Source organism: Stenotrophomonas sp. PD6 (assembly GCF_049199305.1).
Taxonomy (GTDB): domain Bacteria; phylum Pseudomonadota; class Gammaproteobacteria; order Xanthomonadales; family Xanthomonadaceae; genus Stenotrophomonas.
On sequence record NZ_JBLZQD010000005.1, the window covers coordinates 144,365 to 159,910 of the forward strand.

12 protein-coding genes are annotated in these 15,546 nt (G+C 63.6%); 5 read left to right on the top strand and 7 right to left on the bottom strand.

Annotated elements, in window-relative coordinates:
• Positions 1–242: 242 nt before the first annotated feature.
• From ACOZHM_RS10090 to ACOZHM_RS10105, 4 genes are all read left to right on the top strand, one after another.
• Positions 243–1,613 (top strand): pyridoxal-phosphate dependent enzyme, encoded by a 1,371-nt coding sequence (locus ACOZHM_RS10090; RefSeq protein WP_421569118.1) that lies wholly within the window; start codon positions 243–245, stop codon positions 1,611–1,613.
• 122 nt (positions 1,614–1,735) lie between these two features.
• Positions 1,736–2,719 carry a glycosyltransferase family 2 protein gene (locus tag ACOZHM_RS10095; protein WP_421569119.1) on the top strand — a complete coding sequence of 328 codons (984 nt, stop codon included), beginning with the start codon at positions 1,736–1,738 and terminating at the stop codon, positions 2,717–2,719.
• Positions 2,716–4,512 carry a DUF2142 domain-containing protein gene (locus tag ACOZHM_RS10100; RefSeq protein WP_421569120.1) on the top strand — a complete coding sequence of 599 codons (1,797 nt, stop codon included), beginning with the start codon at positions 2,716–2,718 and terminating at the stop codon, positions 4,510–4,512. The genes ACOZHM_RS10095 and ACOZHM_RS10100 overlap by 4 nt, the downstream gene beginning before the upstream one ends.
• Before the next feature lie 125 nt (positions 4,513–4,637).
• On the top strand, positions 4,638–5,798 hold the full coding sequence (locus tag ACOZHM_RS10105) for an acyltransferase family protein (RefSeq protein WP_421569121.1): 1,161 nt from the start codon (positions 4,638–4,640) through the stop codon (positions 5,796–5,798).
• Positions 5,799–5,886: 88 nt separating this feature from the next.
• Here ACOZHM_RS10105 and ACOZHM_RS10110 read toward each other — a convergent pair whose 3' ends face one another.
• The 7 genes from ACOZHM_RS10110 to ACOZHM_RS10140 all read right to left on the bottom strand — a co-directional run bounded on the left by ACOZHM_RS10110 (position 5,887) and on the right by ACOZHM_RS10140 (position 14,252).
• Positions 5,887–9,165 (bottom strand): glycosyltransferase, encoded by a 3,279-nt coding sequence (locus ACOZHM_RS10110; protein WP_421569122.1) that lies wholly within the window; start codon positions 9,163–9,165, stop codon positions 5,887–5,889.
• 45 nt (positions 9,166–9,210) lie between these two features.
• Positions 9,211–9,966, bottom strand: coding sequence for an ABC transporter ATP-binding protein (locus ACOZHM_RS10115; protein ID WP_421569123.1), 756 nt, complete (start codon positions 9,964–9,966; stop codon positions 9,211–9,213).
• 9 nt (positions 9,967–9,975) lie between these two features.
• Positions 9,976–10,755 carry an ABC transporter permease gene (locus tag ACOZHM_RS10120; RefSeq protein ID WP_421569124.1) on the bottom strand — a complete coding sequence of 260 codons (780 nt, stop codon included), beginning with the start codon at positions 10,753–10,755 and terminating at the stop codon, positions 9,976–9,978.
• Between the two features lie 72 nt (positions 10,756–10,827).
• Positions 10,828–11,991, bottom strand: a complete 1,164-nt coding sequence (locus tag ACOZHM_RS10125) for a trans-sulfuration enzyme family protein (RefSeq protein ID WP_421569125.1) — start codon at positions 11,989–11,991, stop codon at positions 10,828–10,830.
• A 115-nt stretch (positions 11,992–12,106) separates the two neighbouring features.
• Positions 12,107–12,493: a GtrA family protein gene (locus ACOZHM_RS10130; protein WP_421569126.1), complete on the bottom strand. Its 387-nt coding sequence runs from the start codon at positions 12,491–12,493 to the stop codon at positions 12,107–12,109.
• 74 nt (positions 12,494–12,567) lie between these two features.
• Positions 12,568–13,506, bottom strand: coding sequence for an electron transfer flavoprotein subunit alpha/FixB family protein (locus ACOZHM_RS10135; RefSeq protein ID WP_421569127.1), 939 nt, complete (start codon positions 13,504–13,506; stop codon positions 12,568–12,570).
• The gene (locus ACOZHM_RS10140; RefSeq protein ID WP_421569128.1) at positions 13,506–14,252 is read right to left on the bottom strand and encodes an electron transfer flavoprotein subunit beta/FixA family protein; all 747 of its coding nucleotides are present in this window, start codon (positions 14,250–14,252) and stop codon (positions 13,506–13,508) included. The genes ACOZHM_RS10135 and ACOZHM_RS10140 overlap by 1 nt, the downstream gene beginning before the upstream one ends.
• A gap of 337 nt (positions 14,253–14,589) precedes the next feature.
• On the opposite strand from ACOZHM_RS10140, the gene ACOZHM_RS10145 reads away from it, so the two are divergent.
• Positions 14,590–15,426, top strand: coding sequence for a class I SAM-dependent methyltransferase (locus ACOZHM_RS10145; protein ID WP_421569129.1), 837 nt, complete (start codon positions 14,590–14,592; stop codon positions 15,424–15,426).
• The last annotated feature ends 120 nt before the right edge of the window (positions 15,427–15,546 follow it).

Below are 15,546 nucleotides of genomic sequence, written 5' to 3' on the forward strand. Positions count from 1 at the left end.
CCCCCCCGGCCCCCCCCCCCCGGCCCCCGCCCCCCCCCGGCCCCCAAACATCAAAAAACGCCCCCCCGGGGGCGCCCCCGGGCCCCCCACCCCCCCCCGGCGGCGCCCGTCTCCTCGTCGACGGGCGCCGTCCGCGGCGCTTTCTTTTGCGGAGCGGCCTGATAGACACGCATGGCGTGTCTCTACCATCTGTCGGATAATCGGGGGTCCGGCCGCATTGCGGCGCGAACCGATGTGACCCGATGGCAATCCATTCCTCCGTACTCGAACTCATTGGCAAGACCCCGATCGTCAAGGCCCAGCGCCTGGATACGGGTGTCTGCGAGCTGTATCTGAAGCTCGAAAGCGCCAATCCCGGGGGATCCATCAAGGACCGCATCGGCCTGTCGATGATCGAAGCCGCCGAACAGCGTGGCGATCTCAAGCCGGGCGCGACCCTGGTCGAGGGCACCGCCGGCAACACCGGCCTGGGCCTGGCGCTGGTCGCCCAGCAGAAGGGCTACAAGCTGATCCTGGTCGTGCCGGACAAGATGAGCCGCGAGAAGATCTTCAATCTCAAGGCCATGGGCGCCGAAGTGCGCCTGACCCGTTCCGACGTGGCCAAGGGCCACCCGGAGTACTACCAGGACATGGCCCAGCGCGTGGCCGAGGAAACCCCGGGCGCCTACTTCATCAATCAGTTCGGCAACCCGGACAACCCCGCCGCCCACGAGTTCGGCACCGGCCCGGAGATCCTGGAGCAGATGGACGGCGACCTGGACGCCATCGTGTTCGGCTGCGGCAGCTCCGGCACCATGACCGGCCTGTCGCGCGCCTTCGCCACCCTGTCGCCGAAGACCGAGCTGGTGCTGGCCGACCCGGTCGGCTCGATCCTGGCCGAGTACATCAATGACGGCGTGCTCAACGACAAATCGGGCAGCTGGCTGGTCGAGGGCATCGGCGAAGACTTCCTGCCGTCCATCGCGGACTTCAGCCGGGTCACCAAGGCCTATGCCATCACCGACGCGGAAAGCTTCCACACCGCGCGCGAACTGCTGGGCAAGGAAGGCATCCTCGGCGGTTCCTCCACCGGCACCCTGCTGGCGGCCGCGCTGAAGTACTGCCAGGAACAGACCACCCCCAAGAAGGTGCTGGTGCTGGTCTGCGACACCGGCAACAAGTACCTGTCCAAGATGTACAACGACTACTGGATGCTGGACAACGGCTTCCTGGAGCGCCCGCAGACCGGCGACCTGCGCGACCTGATCCTGCGCCCGTACGGCCAGCGCGACACCGTGGTGATCGGTCCGAATGACCTGCTGACCACCGCCTACCAGCGCATGAAGCTGTACGACGTCTCCCAGCTGCCGGTGATGGACGGCGACCAGCTGGTCGGCATCGTGGACGAAAGCGACGTGCTGCTGCATGTCTACGGCGACGAATCGCGTTTCCGCGACAAGGTCGCCACCGCCATGGTCAGCAAGCTGGACCGGCTGGACGTGAAGTCCCCGATCGAGGCGCTGCTGCCGGTGTTCGACCGCGGCCAGGTGGCCATCATCATGGACGGCACCAGCTTCCTGGGGCTGATTACCCGGATCGATCTGTTGAATTACCTGCGCCGTCGGGTGCAGTAACCGTACTCCTTGCCGTCGACGGGCCATCCCACGGCGCGGGTGGTCCGCTGGCCTTGTGGTCGCCACGTGTCGAAGTGACGCTGTTCCCATTTCAACCGTTCTGTTGTCTGTAGAGGTCATCCATGCCTGCCACCGTTGCTGCCGTCATTCCCAGCTACAAGGTCACCCAGCACATCCTCGGCGTGATCGCGCAAATGGGGCCGGAGGTCAGCCGCATTTATGTGGTCGATGACTGCTGCCCTGATCGCAGTGGTGATTTCGTGGAGGCCAACTGCACCGATCCGCGCGTGGCCGTCCTGCGCCATGAAGTGAATCAGGGCGTCGGCGGCGCCGTGATGACCGGCTACAAGGCAGCGATCGCCGATGGCATCGAGATCATCGTCAAGGTGGATGGCGACGGGCAAATGGACCCGGGACTCATCCCGAGTTTCATCGCCCCGATCCTGGCAGGCGAGGCGGACTACACCAAAGGCAACCGCTTCTTCGACCTGGAGCGGATCGCGCAGATGCCCAAGCTGCGCCTCTTCGGCAACGCGGGACTCTCTTTCCTGACAAAGCTCTCGTCGGGTTATTGGGATCTTTTCGACCCGACCAACGGCTATACCGCGATCCACCGCGACGTGGCCTGCCATCTTCCGCTGGAGCGTATCAGCCGCCGGTATTTCTTCGAGACGGATATTCTGTTCCGGCTGAACACCCTGCGCGCGGTGGTGTTGGACGTTCCGATGCATGCCAAGTACGCCGATGAAGTCAGCAACCTGAAAATATCCCAGGTGCTGACCGAATTCTCGTTCAAGAACCTGCGCAACTTCGGCAAGCGGATTCTCTACAACTACTACCTGCGCAATATGTCGCTGGCCTCGCTGGAGTTGCCCGCAGGCATCGCGCTGTTCTCGTTCGGCGTGATCTACGGTCTTCAGCATTGGTGGGCCAGCTTCGGCAGCGGCGAAGCGGCGACCAGCGGCACGGTCATGCTCGCCGCCATGCCGGTACTGGTCGGGGTGCAGTTGCTGTTGGCGTTCTTTGGCCAGGATATTGCCTCCGTACCGCGCAGCGCGATCCATCCTCGCCTGCGCTGGTCCGCGCTGCAGGAGCGTCGGGCATGATGCGGGTTGCCGCGCAGTCCGAACGTCCCGCACCCCTGCTATGGCCTGTGTACCTGGTGGCGGTGTTGCTGGTCAGTTTGATCTTCTCGGCGATTACCCCGCCGTTCCAGGCGCCCGACGAATTCGACCACGTCAAACGCGCCTACATGCTTGGCCAAGGCCAGATTCTGCTCACCTCGGTGGACGGATCGCCCTCTGGTGGGTACCTGGACAGCGGTCTGGTCGCGTACATGGAGAAGTTCACCCCGCTGAAGGGCATCGCCGCGCGGAAGATTTCCAGCGATGAGCTGCTTGCCGCCGGCGATGTGCGCTGGACGGGAGAAGCGCAATTCCAGACGGCCGTGGGCACCGCCTACTACTTCCCCCTGATGTACGCCCCACAAGCGTTGGGGTTGGGCGTCGGCAAGGCGTTGGATCTCAGCGTAGGCAAGTCGTACCGGTTGGCACGATTGCTGGAACTCATTACCTGTGGCCTGCTGCTGATGCTGGCCTTCCGCCTGCATCGCCCCTCGGCGGCGATGCTGGTGCTGCTCGCCCTGCCCATGAACCTGTTCCTGTTCGGCACGGCGGTCCTGGATCCGATGGCCACCTCGGTAGCCATGCTGAGCATCTGTGCCTTCATGCGCTTGGCCGTTGACCGCCAAGCGGCGCCCAGCTGGGCGATGGCGGCGCTGTCCATCGGTGTGCTGCTGCTCTGTGCCTGTCGCGCCAACATGTTGCCCATGCTGCTGCTGCCGTTCCTGGCGTGGTGGATGATGCGGGAACGTCGTCAGCTCTACATCGCCATCGCCATCGCAGTATTCGTGCTGGCCTGGACGTTGTTCACGGTCAAGACAACGGTATACCCGACCGGGGGACGACAGCTGGATCACGCCGGGCGGCTCCTGCATTTCCTGTCTCACCCGGGAGAGCTGGCGTCGATCCTGTTGGCGACCTGGACAGATCGCGGCCGCATGTCGTTCTATGCGGTGTCGTTCGTAGGCGTGCTGGGTTGGTTGGACACGCCGTTCGGTCCGGCCTTCTACAAGCTCACCGGCGCGGCGTTGGTCGCCATCGTCGCGCTGTCGGTAAACATCGAGGGCTGGCGTACCCACGCGATGCCGCGCCTGGCACTCGTGCTGGTATGTGTCGGCTCCATTCTGATGACGTTCCTCGCCCTGCTGGTCCAGTGGACCGATCCGGCCTCTCCAACGGTGGACGGCGTACAGGGGCGCTACCTGATGATCCCGCTGATGTGTACGGTCATGGCATTGACCGCGGATAACCGTCCGCGCAACAGCATCCCGTTCTATCTCAGCCACGTGCTGGCGGCACTGATGCTGTGTGGCATGGCGTATGCCTCGGCAAGCCTGCTGGTCCAGCGTTACTACACCGCTCCTATGCAGGTGGTATTGGAGACGCTGGAACTCAAGCCGTCCCCGCCGCTGACGGGCGATCAGAAGGTGCAGCTGCACTTCCCGCCGGCGCAGCAGAACAATCCGGCACGGCTGGATCGTATCGGCGTACGGTTCGGCACCTACATGACCCAGCACAGCGGGAAGGCGGAGCTTCGCGTCTGGACCCAGGATGGGCAGACCACCGTTGTGCCCTTCGATCTGATGCCACTCGTGGACAACGGCTACGCGGAGTTCGCTCTCGAGGGCAAGCCCTACGTGGGCGGTGAAGTGGTGGCGCGTGATGGCATGGGCGTGAGCGTGTGGGAGAGCCACGGCGAAAAGACCGTACTCAGTTGCGTCCTGATGCACACCCAGCAGCAGTCGGCACTGCTTACCCAGGGCTGCCCCGAGCCCTAACCGGAAACTCCCCTTCGTCTACGCGGGCGAAGGGGCAACGTCGGAAGTGAAGCCGGACGCGCCTATTGCGTCTGGCCCGGGTATTGATGGCGCTGATAGAATGTCGCCAATATCGGGGAAGAACCATGAAAGAACTGCAGCCGGCGGCTGAAAAGCTTGATGTCATCCAGGCGCTGCGAGGCATTGCCGCCCTGCTCGTGGTGTTCTACCACGGCGTGGGGTATCAGCCGCGGTCCAAGGAGCCAGGCATCGAGCATGTGTTCTCGATGATTGGCGCCTCTGGCGTCGATCTGTTCTTCATGATCTCCGGCTTCATCATGGTATATGCCACCCGCAACGTGTCCGGGGGCTTCAACGATACCGGGACCTTCCTCATCAAACGTATTGCCCGGGTTTTCCCGGTGTATTTCGTCGCCACCGGGCTATACGTTCCGCTGATGCTGCTGATGGGAAACTACGTCGGTCATGTGGACATCATGACCGACGTCAATCAAATCATCCGCTCGGCGCTGATGATCCCCACCAACTTCGGCTCGCGCGCGCCTTATTTCGGGGGCTCGGTGCTGCATGTCGGCTGGACCATCAATTACGAGGTTTACTTCTACGTCCTGTTCGGCCTGTCGTTGATGTTTGGCCGGTTGCGTTGGATCGCGCTCTCCGGCATCGCCGTCGCGCTTCTCATCGCGTTGCCCATGACGGTATCGCGGCCGTCGCTGGATGCGTATGTCGACTACGGCTTCAACGGCCCGCTCAACTTCGCCACCAACCCCATGCTGTGGGAGTTCTTCGTGGGGGTGGTCATCGGGCGCATCTACCTGTCCCGGTTCCAGATGGCGGCGCTGACGGCCAACCTTCTTTCCGTCACCTCGCTGGCCATCCTTGTGTGGTTCCTGCTCAATGACGTGTCGTCGAAGTTCGGCTTCACCGGCTGGGCCCTGCCCTACGCGCTGCTGCTGTTCGCCCTGACGATCGGCAGCAAGACCATGAATATCCGGTGGCCACGCAGCCTGGTATGGACCGGCAACGTGTCCTTCTCGCTGTATCTGGTCCATCCCTTCGTCATTCACCCGGCGTACCAGCTGTTCTGGGGCGAGGCGACGGCGGAGTGGATGAACAACGTCTGGTTCATGCTGGTTCTGTGCGCGCTGTCGCTGTGCCTCGCGGCCGTTTCCTACCGTTACCTGGAATTGGGTCTGAGCGAATGGGTCCGCAAGCGGGCGCTCGCCGCCTTCCGCCGCGTACAGGATGCTGCAGCAGCGACAAAACCTGTGGGTGCAGACGCGTAAGCCTGAAGGCCGCGGCAGCCGTGCGTGTCTCCTGGTTGCAGGGGGCACGCCGGCGAAGGGTGGCGGCGAAACCTTCGCCGCCTTGGGCTCAGACCACCAGCGCCGGCGCGCGCCAGTTGACTGGTTGGCGCTCGACCACTTCCAACAGATAGTCGGTCAGTTCTTCCGCCTGTTCCTCGAACAACCGCACCATGTCCGCGTGCGGATTGCGGTACCCATCCAGTTTCGACGGCGCCTCGAGCAGGTTGCGGATCGCGGCCTGCAGTGCGCTGCCATCATCGTCGAGCGGAATGATGTTGCCGTTCTCACCGTCTACGATGTCCTCGATCACGCCGCCCGCGTCCGTGGCAATGACCCATACGTCCCGGATCAACGCCTCGCGGACGGAAAGGCCGAAGCTCTCTTTCCACTGGGTGGGGAACAGCAGCACGTCGATGCTGCCGAAGAAATCGTCGATGGTTTCCTGGGTGTAGGCAGGGACAGGCTTGAATACACCCGGAATCTTCCAGTTCGACTCGAAGATCGAGCGGCGGCCCAGGTTCAGCTCATTGTCGACCACGTGGAGTTCGTAGTTGGTATGGCTGAGTCCCTGGAGCGCCTTCTTGATCAGCGGGCTGCCCTTGATGGGGCCTTCTCCGCCGACGAAGCCGAATCGAATCTTGCGCGAACTGGGTGCCGAGCGCTGGGGCATCGCGCGCGGCTTGGCAATGCCATTTTTGTTGACGCGCAGTCGTGAAGGATCAAAGCCATTGTCGGCATAGATGCCGGCAAAGAACTTGCTGGGCGAGAGCATCAACGCCGCACCGGTAAGCACTTCGTGCAGGCGATGCTGACGATACGGGTTCATCGCAGGATGTGGCACGCAGGTCTTGCATACGTCCAGGTCGACCTTGCGCTGGTAGCAGTAACTGCCCTTGTCGTTGACCATGAACTGCCGCGCACAGATCCACCAGGCATCGTGCAGCGTAACCACGAACGGGACGCCCTCGGCCTGGCAGGCTTCGGCAATCTGGATACCAATGCCCTGGATCGAATGGATGTGCACGACATCAGGCCGCCAGGCGCGCAGCACCTCACGGAAGCAACCGGTGGGGTAGGGGTTATCGAATTGCAGAGCAGGGTCGTGCTCGTGCGGCAGACCCATGGCAAACACTTCGCCTGCGCTGGACTGGTAGCGGACGACCTTGTACGCATGCACATCAGTTGCCGGCAGCGTCGTGAATGTCGCGTACTCGGCGCGACCGTCGGCATTGATGATGCGCTCCATCTGCTCGGCGACAATGGTCGCCCCACCGAAGCTGCGTGGTTCGAAGAAGATGTTCACGCCGAGAATGCGTGGTCGCGGCTGTGGTGCGACCGACAGCGATTCAAGCCACGGCTGCAGGCGATGCACGGCCACTGCCTGCGGGGTGTAATCCTCCTCCACATGCACGCGCGCAGCCTCGCCAATCTGGCGGCGCAGACCGGGGCTTTCGATGAGCGCCATCAGGCACGTTTCCCAGTCGGCCTCGGTCTCGGCGAGCATGCCGGTGACGCCGTGTTCGATGGTCTGCTGGTACTCGATGGTCGGGGTACAGACGCTGGGAATGGTAAGGATGCCCGCTTCGAGATACTTGATGTTCGATTTTGCATCGTTGAACGCCGTGCGCTCCAACGGTGCAATATTGATCTGGCATTTGGCCAGGCGGCGCATGTAGGTCGGGTAATCCGATGGCGGCAGGCGCTCGATCTGCGCGTCCAGTTGTTTGAATTCCGGCGGCAGGTTGAGGTGGCCAATGATGGTCAGGCGAACGTCGTATCGCTTGCGCAGGACGCGCAGGATCGCAGGCGCGGCGATCCGGAAGTCGGAATCGTGGGCCTTTGAGCCGGAGCCATAGACGATCCGCAGCAGCCCATCGCCGCGCGGCGGCGCCACCGCGATTTCCTCTGCCGCACGCAGAGTCTCGATATCCAGCGCGTTCTCGACCACCCACACATTCCTGGCGCCGGCGGCGCGCATCGCGTCTGCCATGGCCGTTGTCGATGCAATGCAGCCATCGCAGGCGAGCATCGCCTTGCGATACAGCGGCACACCGGCCAGGATTCCCTTGCGCAGCTTGGGGTCGAGGTCGTTGATGTTGCTGTTGTTACGATAGTGCTCAAGATCGAAGATGAGGTCGTCGACCTCCCAGAAGGTGCGAACGCCGAGTTTCCGGGCAAGTTCGATCGATTCCAGTTGATCCGTATACCCGGGAACTCGGTAGAACACCGCGACATTGTGGGTTGCCAGCAGGTCGCGTGTGGAGACGCTGTCGCTCCAGTTGACCACGGTGCAGTCGTACCCGAGCCCCTCGATCATCTGTTGCTTCTGCAACACGCGGTACTTCAGGCATTGCGCGATGCCCATTTCGGCCACGAGCAGAACGCGCAGGCGCTGGGAGGTGCTTGCGGGTACGGCCGCAGGCAGCGGATATTCCGGACGCAGCTTCCAATGGCTGCTGCTACTCGGCCGCAGCAGCGCCGACGGCTGCTTCAGCTGGCTGCCTATCCGGCGGCCAGCCTCGCGAATGCCATTTTGTCGCGCGACGCGGACCGCTGCCCTGGCCAGGTTGAGCAGGTGGCGCACCAGCTTGCGAACCTTGATGAGTACCAGATGCAGTCCGCGCAATGGTGCGGTCACGCGCCAGGAGCGTGACCGCAGAAGCGCGCCGATCTGCCCGTTGGCGGCGTGAAGATTCTGGACAGTGGCGTGCGCCGTTACCCCCGCAGTTTCCAGCGCCCGGCGAAGCGAGGCGACTCTGCGTTCGGCACGCGCCAAGGCCTGCAGCGCCCCATCCAGGTCCGCGCGCTGGCTCCCCAGTGATTCCTGCAGTTGGGTCAGTCGCAGGCGCTGCACATTGAGCAGCGCCTGCGCATCCTCGAGGGTCGACACCTCGTCTTCCTGCTGGGCGCCTTCCGGCAGACCGCCAAGACCCAGCCGAATGCTGGCGTCGGGGGTGAACAGCCAGTGCAGACCATCGTCAAGCGGCTGACCGGCGATCACGCTGTCCCGCGGCGGCGGTCCTTCGAGAAGCACGGCGCCACGGTCACCCAGGCGTCGAATCCAATCCATCAGCTGCCAGCCGTCACTGATCCGGTCGGGTGAAAGCAGGACCAGCGCGTTGGTGGGTTCATCTCCCAGGTCTGCCGGGCCCGCTGCCTTGCGCAGCGGCAAGCCAGATGTATCCGCACCTGGCCCGCGCAGTTCCGAGAACAGCGGCGAGCGTGCCTCGCCAGCATCCACCAGTTGATCCGGGCGTAACGACTCCAGCAACCAAGCCGCCACACGCTTCGGAGAAGCTGCTTGCGGGAGGGCCGAAGGCGCGATGGGATCAAATGGATGCTTCATTAAGGTTCCGGAAAAGGTGGAGTTGATGTGGACGGCGGCCGCGGGTCAGTGGGAATTGACGAACTGCTCGTATGCGGAAACCACCTCTTCGGTGTCACCGAACATCCGGACAGATCCGTTGTCCATCCAAATTACCTTGTTGCAGACCCGTCGAATCTCTTCATTGGAATGCATGGCCAGCACCACAATGTCAGAGCGGCCGTGCAGGTCTTCAAGGCGCTGCTTTGCCTTGTGCATGAAGCCAGCATCGCCGACGCCCATCACCTCATCCAGCAACAGGATCTGCGCGTCCACTGCCGTGGAAATGGCGAATGCCAGGCGCACACGCATGCCGCTGGAGTAAGTCCGGGTGGGTAGGTCGAGGTAATCGCCAAGTTCACTGAACTCCGCGATGCTATCCTGTTTTTCGATGATTTCCTGCTTGGTCATGCCGAGCAACAAGCCGCGCAGGCGGATGTTCTGCCAGCCCGTGGAGTTGTCGTCCATTCCGAGGCTGATGTCCAGCAGCGGAACCACCTTTCCATCCAGTTTAACCGTGCCGCCCGTGGGCGCATAAATGCCTGCGAGGACGCGCAGCAGCGTCGATTTTCCCGCGCCGTTGTGGCCGATGAGACCCACGCGGTCGCCGGTCTGGAGGCGGACGCTGACGTCCTGCAATGCACGGACGACAACAACACCGTCGTTGCTGTCTGCCACGGCGTTGGAACGGCCCAGTCGCATCACCTGGCGCTTCAGCGAACGGCCATGCACCTCGTAGATGGGCAGGTCAAGACTTACGTGGTCGAGTTCAATAAATGCCATGAGAAGTCCTTACACCCAGTAGGAGATGCGCTTGTGGTACCGATTGATCATGATCAGGGCGGCGGTCCAGCCAACAATCGCCATCACGATCGCCACCGTCCACGTCAGTGCGGACGGCACCTCGCCCAGCAGGGGCTGCCGTACCGCATTAAGCAGGTAGGCCATCGGATTCAAGTTGACGATGAATGCGTACTTGGTCAACGCCTCCGGCTTGTACATGATCGGCGTCACGTAGAAGGCGACCTGCATGACGGCGGCGACGATCTGCGGGAAATCGCGGAAACGGGCCGAAAGTATGCCCGACAAGGTGGCCATCCAGGTGGCGTTCAAGATCAGCAAGACGATCCCGGGGATGACCAGCGGAATGGTGTCCCAGCGCTTCACGCCGAAAATGGCGAGCAGCAGCACGACGATGACGATGTTATGGGCCAGGATCAGCAGATTCCGCCACGGCACCTGCAGTATGTAGATGAATTTCGGCGTGGCCACTTGGCGAATGTAGGACGCGTTCGCGATGAAGGCATTGCTGCCTTCCTGAACCGTGCTGGTGAACATCCCCCACATGACCAGGCTGATGGCCAGGTAGGGAAGATATTCGCTCAGTTTCTGTCCAAACAACGTGCCGTAAACCATGCCGATGGAGGCGATGATTACGCCCATGCTGATGGTCAGCCAGAACGGCCCGACCCGTGAACGGGCGTAACGCTGACGGATTTCAAGCCAGCCAAGTAGTGTCCACAGGCGCCATGAAACCAGGCTGCGCCTAAGGTCGGATAGAGCTTCATTCATTGTTGATTCTCATGGATTTCGGAGCGATCGCGTACAGCGCGTGGCAGGGCCAACGCCGCGAGCAGTAGGGTTTCAGCGCCCGAGGGCGGTATCCAGTTCGCGACGGAGGTCGGCCAGGTCTTCAACGCCCACCGACAGCCGGATCAGGTTGTCCGTGATGCCCAGGCGCTTGCGCTGCGCCGGTGGGATTGAGGCATGGGTCATGACGGCAGGCAGCTCGATCAGGCTTTCCACGCCGCCCAGCGATTCCGCCAGCGCGAACAGTTCGCACTTCTCGAGCATCCGGCGCGCCTTTGCCTTGCCACCCTTGACCCGCATGGAGATGATGCCGCCGAAGCCATCCATCTGGCGCTTGGCCAGCGTGTGCTGCGGGTGGCTGGCAAGGCCGGGGTAGATCACCGATTCGACGCGGCTGTCGCGCTCCAGCCAGCGAGCCAGCTCAAGCGCGCTCTCATTGTGGGTGCGCATGCGAAGGTGTAGGGTCTTCAGGCCACGCAGGGCGAGGAAGGAGTCGAACGGGCCGGCGACCGAGCCGATCGAGTTCTGCAGGAAGGCCATCTGCTCGGCCAGTTCGTCGCTGCCGGCAACGACGATACCGCCCACCATGTCGGAGTGACCATTGAGATACTTGGTTGCCGAGTGCAGCACCAGGTCCGCGCCATACTCCAGCGGGCGCTGGATCATCGGCGAGCAGAACGTGTTGTCCACCACAAGCAGCAGGCCGTGCTTGCGGGCGAACGCCCCCAGCTTCTGCAGATCAACCACCTTCAGCAGAGGGTTGGTCGGCGTTTCGGCCCAGATCATACGGGTATTGGGGCGCAGTGCCGCACGCACGGCGTCCAGGTCATTCAGGTCCGCATAGGTGAACTGCAGGCCAGCGGAGCGCTGGCGGACCCGCTCGAAGAGCCGGTACGTACCGCCGTAAAGGTCGTCCATGGCAATGACGTGATCGCCGCTATCCAGCAGTTCCAGCACCGTCGAGGCAGCCCCGAGGCCCGAACCGAACGCGAAGCCCGCCTTGCCGCCTTCCAGGCTTGCCACACACGCCTCGTACGCACCCCGGGTCGGATTCTGGGTACGCGAGTACTCATAGCCCTTGTGCTTGCCCGGGCTCTCCTGGACGTAGGTCGAGGTGGCATAGATCGGCGTCATGATGGCGCCGGTGCTCGGATCCGGTTGCTGTCCGGCATGGATGGCGCGGGTGCCGAGGCCGAGCGCGTGCGGGGTCTTTGCCATTCTGGTTAACCTGGGGTCAGGGCTGGAGGGACGCCCATTCTAGGGCAAGGCGTGGCCCCGGCCTGACGGGCAGGTTCAGGATATTGAAAAGGACGTACAGGGAAAGCGGGTGATGTCAGGCGGCGGGACGCTGCCGGAATATCACCTTGGAGAACACGGCATAGTTCCAGACCGCGACCATGACCATGACGACCAGCTTGGCCAGCAGCGGATGCAGGCCGGCAGGGCCGACGAGCAGGCCAAGGGCGAGGTTGCCCAGCACAAGGTTAATGGCGGCCAGTGCCCCGTACTTTGCCAGGTCGCCACTCCATGAACCGGCGCTCTGGAATACCCATAGGCGGTTCAACAGGAAACTGACTGCGAAGCCAGCGGCGAAACTCACCGACTGGCTGAGGACCAGCGAGTCCTGGCCCGGCAACTCCTGAAGAGCGATGAAGACAAGATATTCGGTGGCGGCGGCCGAACCGCCGGAGATCAGGAAACGCAGGACGCGACTATTCATGGTGTAAGTCAGGCAACGGGCCGGTACGGCAGACGTCATCGTGACGTCTGCCGCAACCGCTGACGCCCGTCAGCTCAGAGTGCCTTCTCCAGCTCCGGCAGCAGCGTGAACAGGTCACCCACCAGCCCGATATCGGCAATCTCGAAGATCGGCGAATCCGGGTCCTTGTTGATCGCCACGATGGTGCCGGCGTCCTTGATCCCGGTCAGGTGCTGGATGGCGCCGCTGATGCCCACGGCCACATACAGTTCCGGCGAGATGATTTTGCCGGTCTGGCCCACCTGCAGGTCGCTGGGCACGTAGCCGGCGTCCACGGCGGCGCGCGAGGCACCCACGGCGGCGCCCAGCTTGTCGGCCAGCTGGAAGATCACCTTGAAGTTCTCTTCCGAGCCCACGCCACGGCCACCGGAGACCACGCGCTTGGCGCTCTGCAGGTCGGGGCGGTCGGTGGCACCGGCCGCCAGTCCGATGAAGCGGGTATGGGCGGGCAGGGCCGCGTCGACGCTGGCTGCTTCCACCGCGGCGCTGCCGCCCTTGGCCGCTTCCGGCCAGGAGGCCGCGCGCACGGTGGCGACCACGATCTGGTCGGCCGGCACGTCCACGGTGATGATCGCGTTGCCCGCATAGATCGGGCGCTTGAAGCTGTGGCTGCCTTCCACGGTCATCAGGTCCGAGACCTGGTTGACGCCCAGCAGGGCGGCCACGCAGGGCATCAGGTCCTTGCCGAAGGTGGTCGAGGGGCCGAACACGTGGCTGTAGCCGGTGGCCAGCTGCGCGATCTGCGGGGCCAGCACCTGGGCCAGCGCCTGCGCGTTGGCGGCATTGGCCACGGTCAGCACCTTGGCCACGCCGGCCAGCTCGGCGGCCTGGGCGGCCACGGCGGCCGGGTCGGCGGCCAGCACCAGCACGTCGATGCTGGCGCCGCTGATGGCAGCGGCCGCGCTCACGGTCTTGGCGGTGGCGGCGTTGAGCTTGCCGTCATGATGTTCGGCAACAACGAGGATCTTGGTCATTACAGCAACCCCTTCTGCTTGAGTGCAGCGACCAGTTCGGCCGCGTCCTTGACCATCACGCCCTTGCTGCGCTTGACCGGCGCGGCGTAGTGGGTGGTCTTGAAGGTATCGGCGGCGTCCACGCCCAGGTCGGCCAGCTGCAGGGTCTCCAGCGGCTTGGCCTTGGCCTTCATGATGTCGGGCAGCTTGATGAAGCGCGGCTCGTTCAGGCGCAGGTCGGTGGTGACCACGGCCGGCAGGTCCACTTCCAGCGTTTCCAGGCCGGCGTCGACCTCACGGGTGACCGTGGCCTTGCCCTCGGCGATGTCCAGCTTGCTGGCGAAGGTCGCCTGCGGGCGGCCCCACAGCGTGGCCAGCATCTGGCCGGTCTGGTTGGCATCGTCGTCGATGGCCTGCTTGCCCAGGATCACCAGGTCCGGCTGTTCCTTCTCGACCAGCTTGAGCAGGGTGCGCGCGGCGGTCAGCGGCTGGATGGCCTGGTCGGTGACCACGTGGATGGCACGGTTGGCACCCATGGCCAGGCCATTGCGCAGGTGCGCCTGGGCGTCGGCCGGCGCGATGGTGGCGACGATCACTTCGGTGGCGATGCCCTTGTCGCGCAGGCGCAGGGCTTCTTCCAGGGCGATTTCGTCAAAGGGGTTGGGGGACAGCTTGACGCCGTCGGTGACCACGCCGGAACCGTCCGGCTTGACCTGAATGCGGACGTTGTAGTCCACCACGCGCTTGTACGCGACGAGGATTTTCATCTGGTGCGGAATCCTTCAATAACGGGGAAACGTCCGGCGCTGACAACGCTGCCGGTTCGGGGGTGGGACATGGATTCTAACTGGCTGCGCGTCACCATGCGAATGCGTATGGTGGGGCGGGGTGGGGGCCGCCTTTCGGCCGCTTCGTGCCGGCGTGTTTCCCGGGCACCGACCCGCTGTATGCTCCGGGGTCTGTGATTCTCCCGCCAGCCAAGACCATTGCGTGGATTCCGATGGAAACCGCCGGCGACGTAAGTGCAGAGTTCCTGGATGGATTCAGTACCTAAACGGAGGCGACATGATTCAGGTAGGGGAGCAGTGCCCCGGGTGCCATCGGATGATGGCCAAGGGCTTGCAGGCGTGGCACCGCATCTGCGCGTGCGGCTACGAGGGAAGCACCTTGGCCGTGGACATCGACGTGGACGGCGGTCGTGAGGTCGTGGACGAAGAGATGCGGGAAGAGGGGCTTGGCCCGTTGCGACAGCGCAACTTCCAGACCCTGGTGGCCGATCTTGCCCAGCGGGTGAAGGGCAGCGGCGGTCGCCGCCCCAAATTGCTGGACGTGGGCTGTGCTCATGGGTGGTTCCTCGAGGCCTCACAGCCGCACTTCGACGTGACCGGTATCGAGCCGGACGCCAGGATTGCCGCCATTGCCACGCAAAAGGGCTTCGCGGTGCGGAAGGGGTTCTTCCCGGACGTGCTGGATTCCGACGAACGCTTCGATGTCATCGTCTTCAACGATGTGCTGGAACATATTCCGGATATCGATTCGGCCCTGCGCGCCTGCGCCCACCATTTGAATGACGGCGGCTGGGTGGTGGTCAACGCCCCCGCGCGGACCGGTGTGCTGTATCGCATTTCCAAGGGCATGGCCCGGGTGGGGCTGCCGGCATCGTTCGACCGCATGTGGCAGAAGGGGTTTCCCTCGCCGCATGTGCACTATCTGGACGACTCCAGCATGGCCGCCATTGCAGCCAATACCGGGCTGCGGGTTTCCGCCATCCGGCCGCTGCCGTCCATGAGTGCGCGGGGCCTCTATGCCCGTATCCGCACCGACCGCAATGTCTCATTCGCCAAGGCGGCGGGCATCGCCTCCGTCCTGACCGTGGCGAGCCCGGCGCTGAGCATGATGCCGGCCGATATCAAGGTCTGGTTCCTCCAGGCGGCACCCTGACCCGGACCCGCTGGTCCTGCCGGCGGGTAACGTCCACGCGTTCACACTTTCCACGCCCCGTGCAGCCAACGTCTGTATGCTTATCCGTTCGAGTCCGCGCCAGTTTCAGACTGGCCGGGA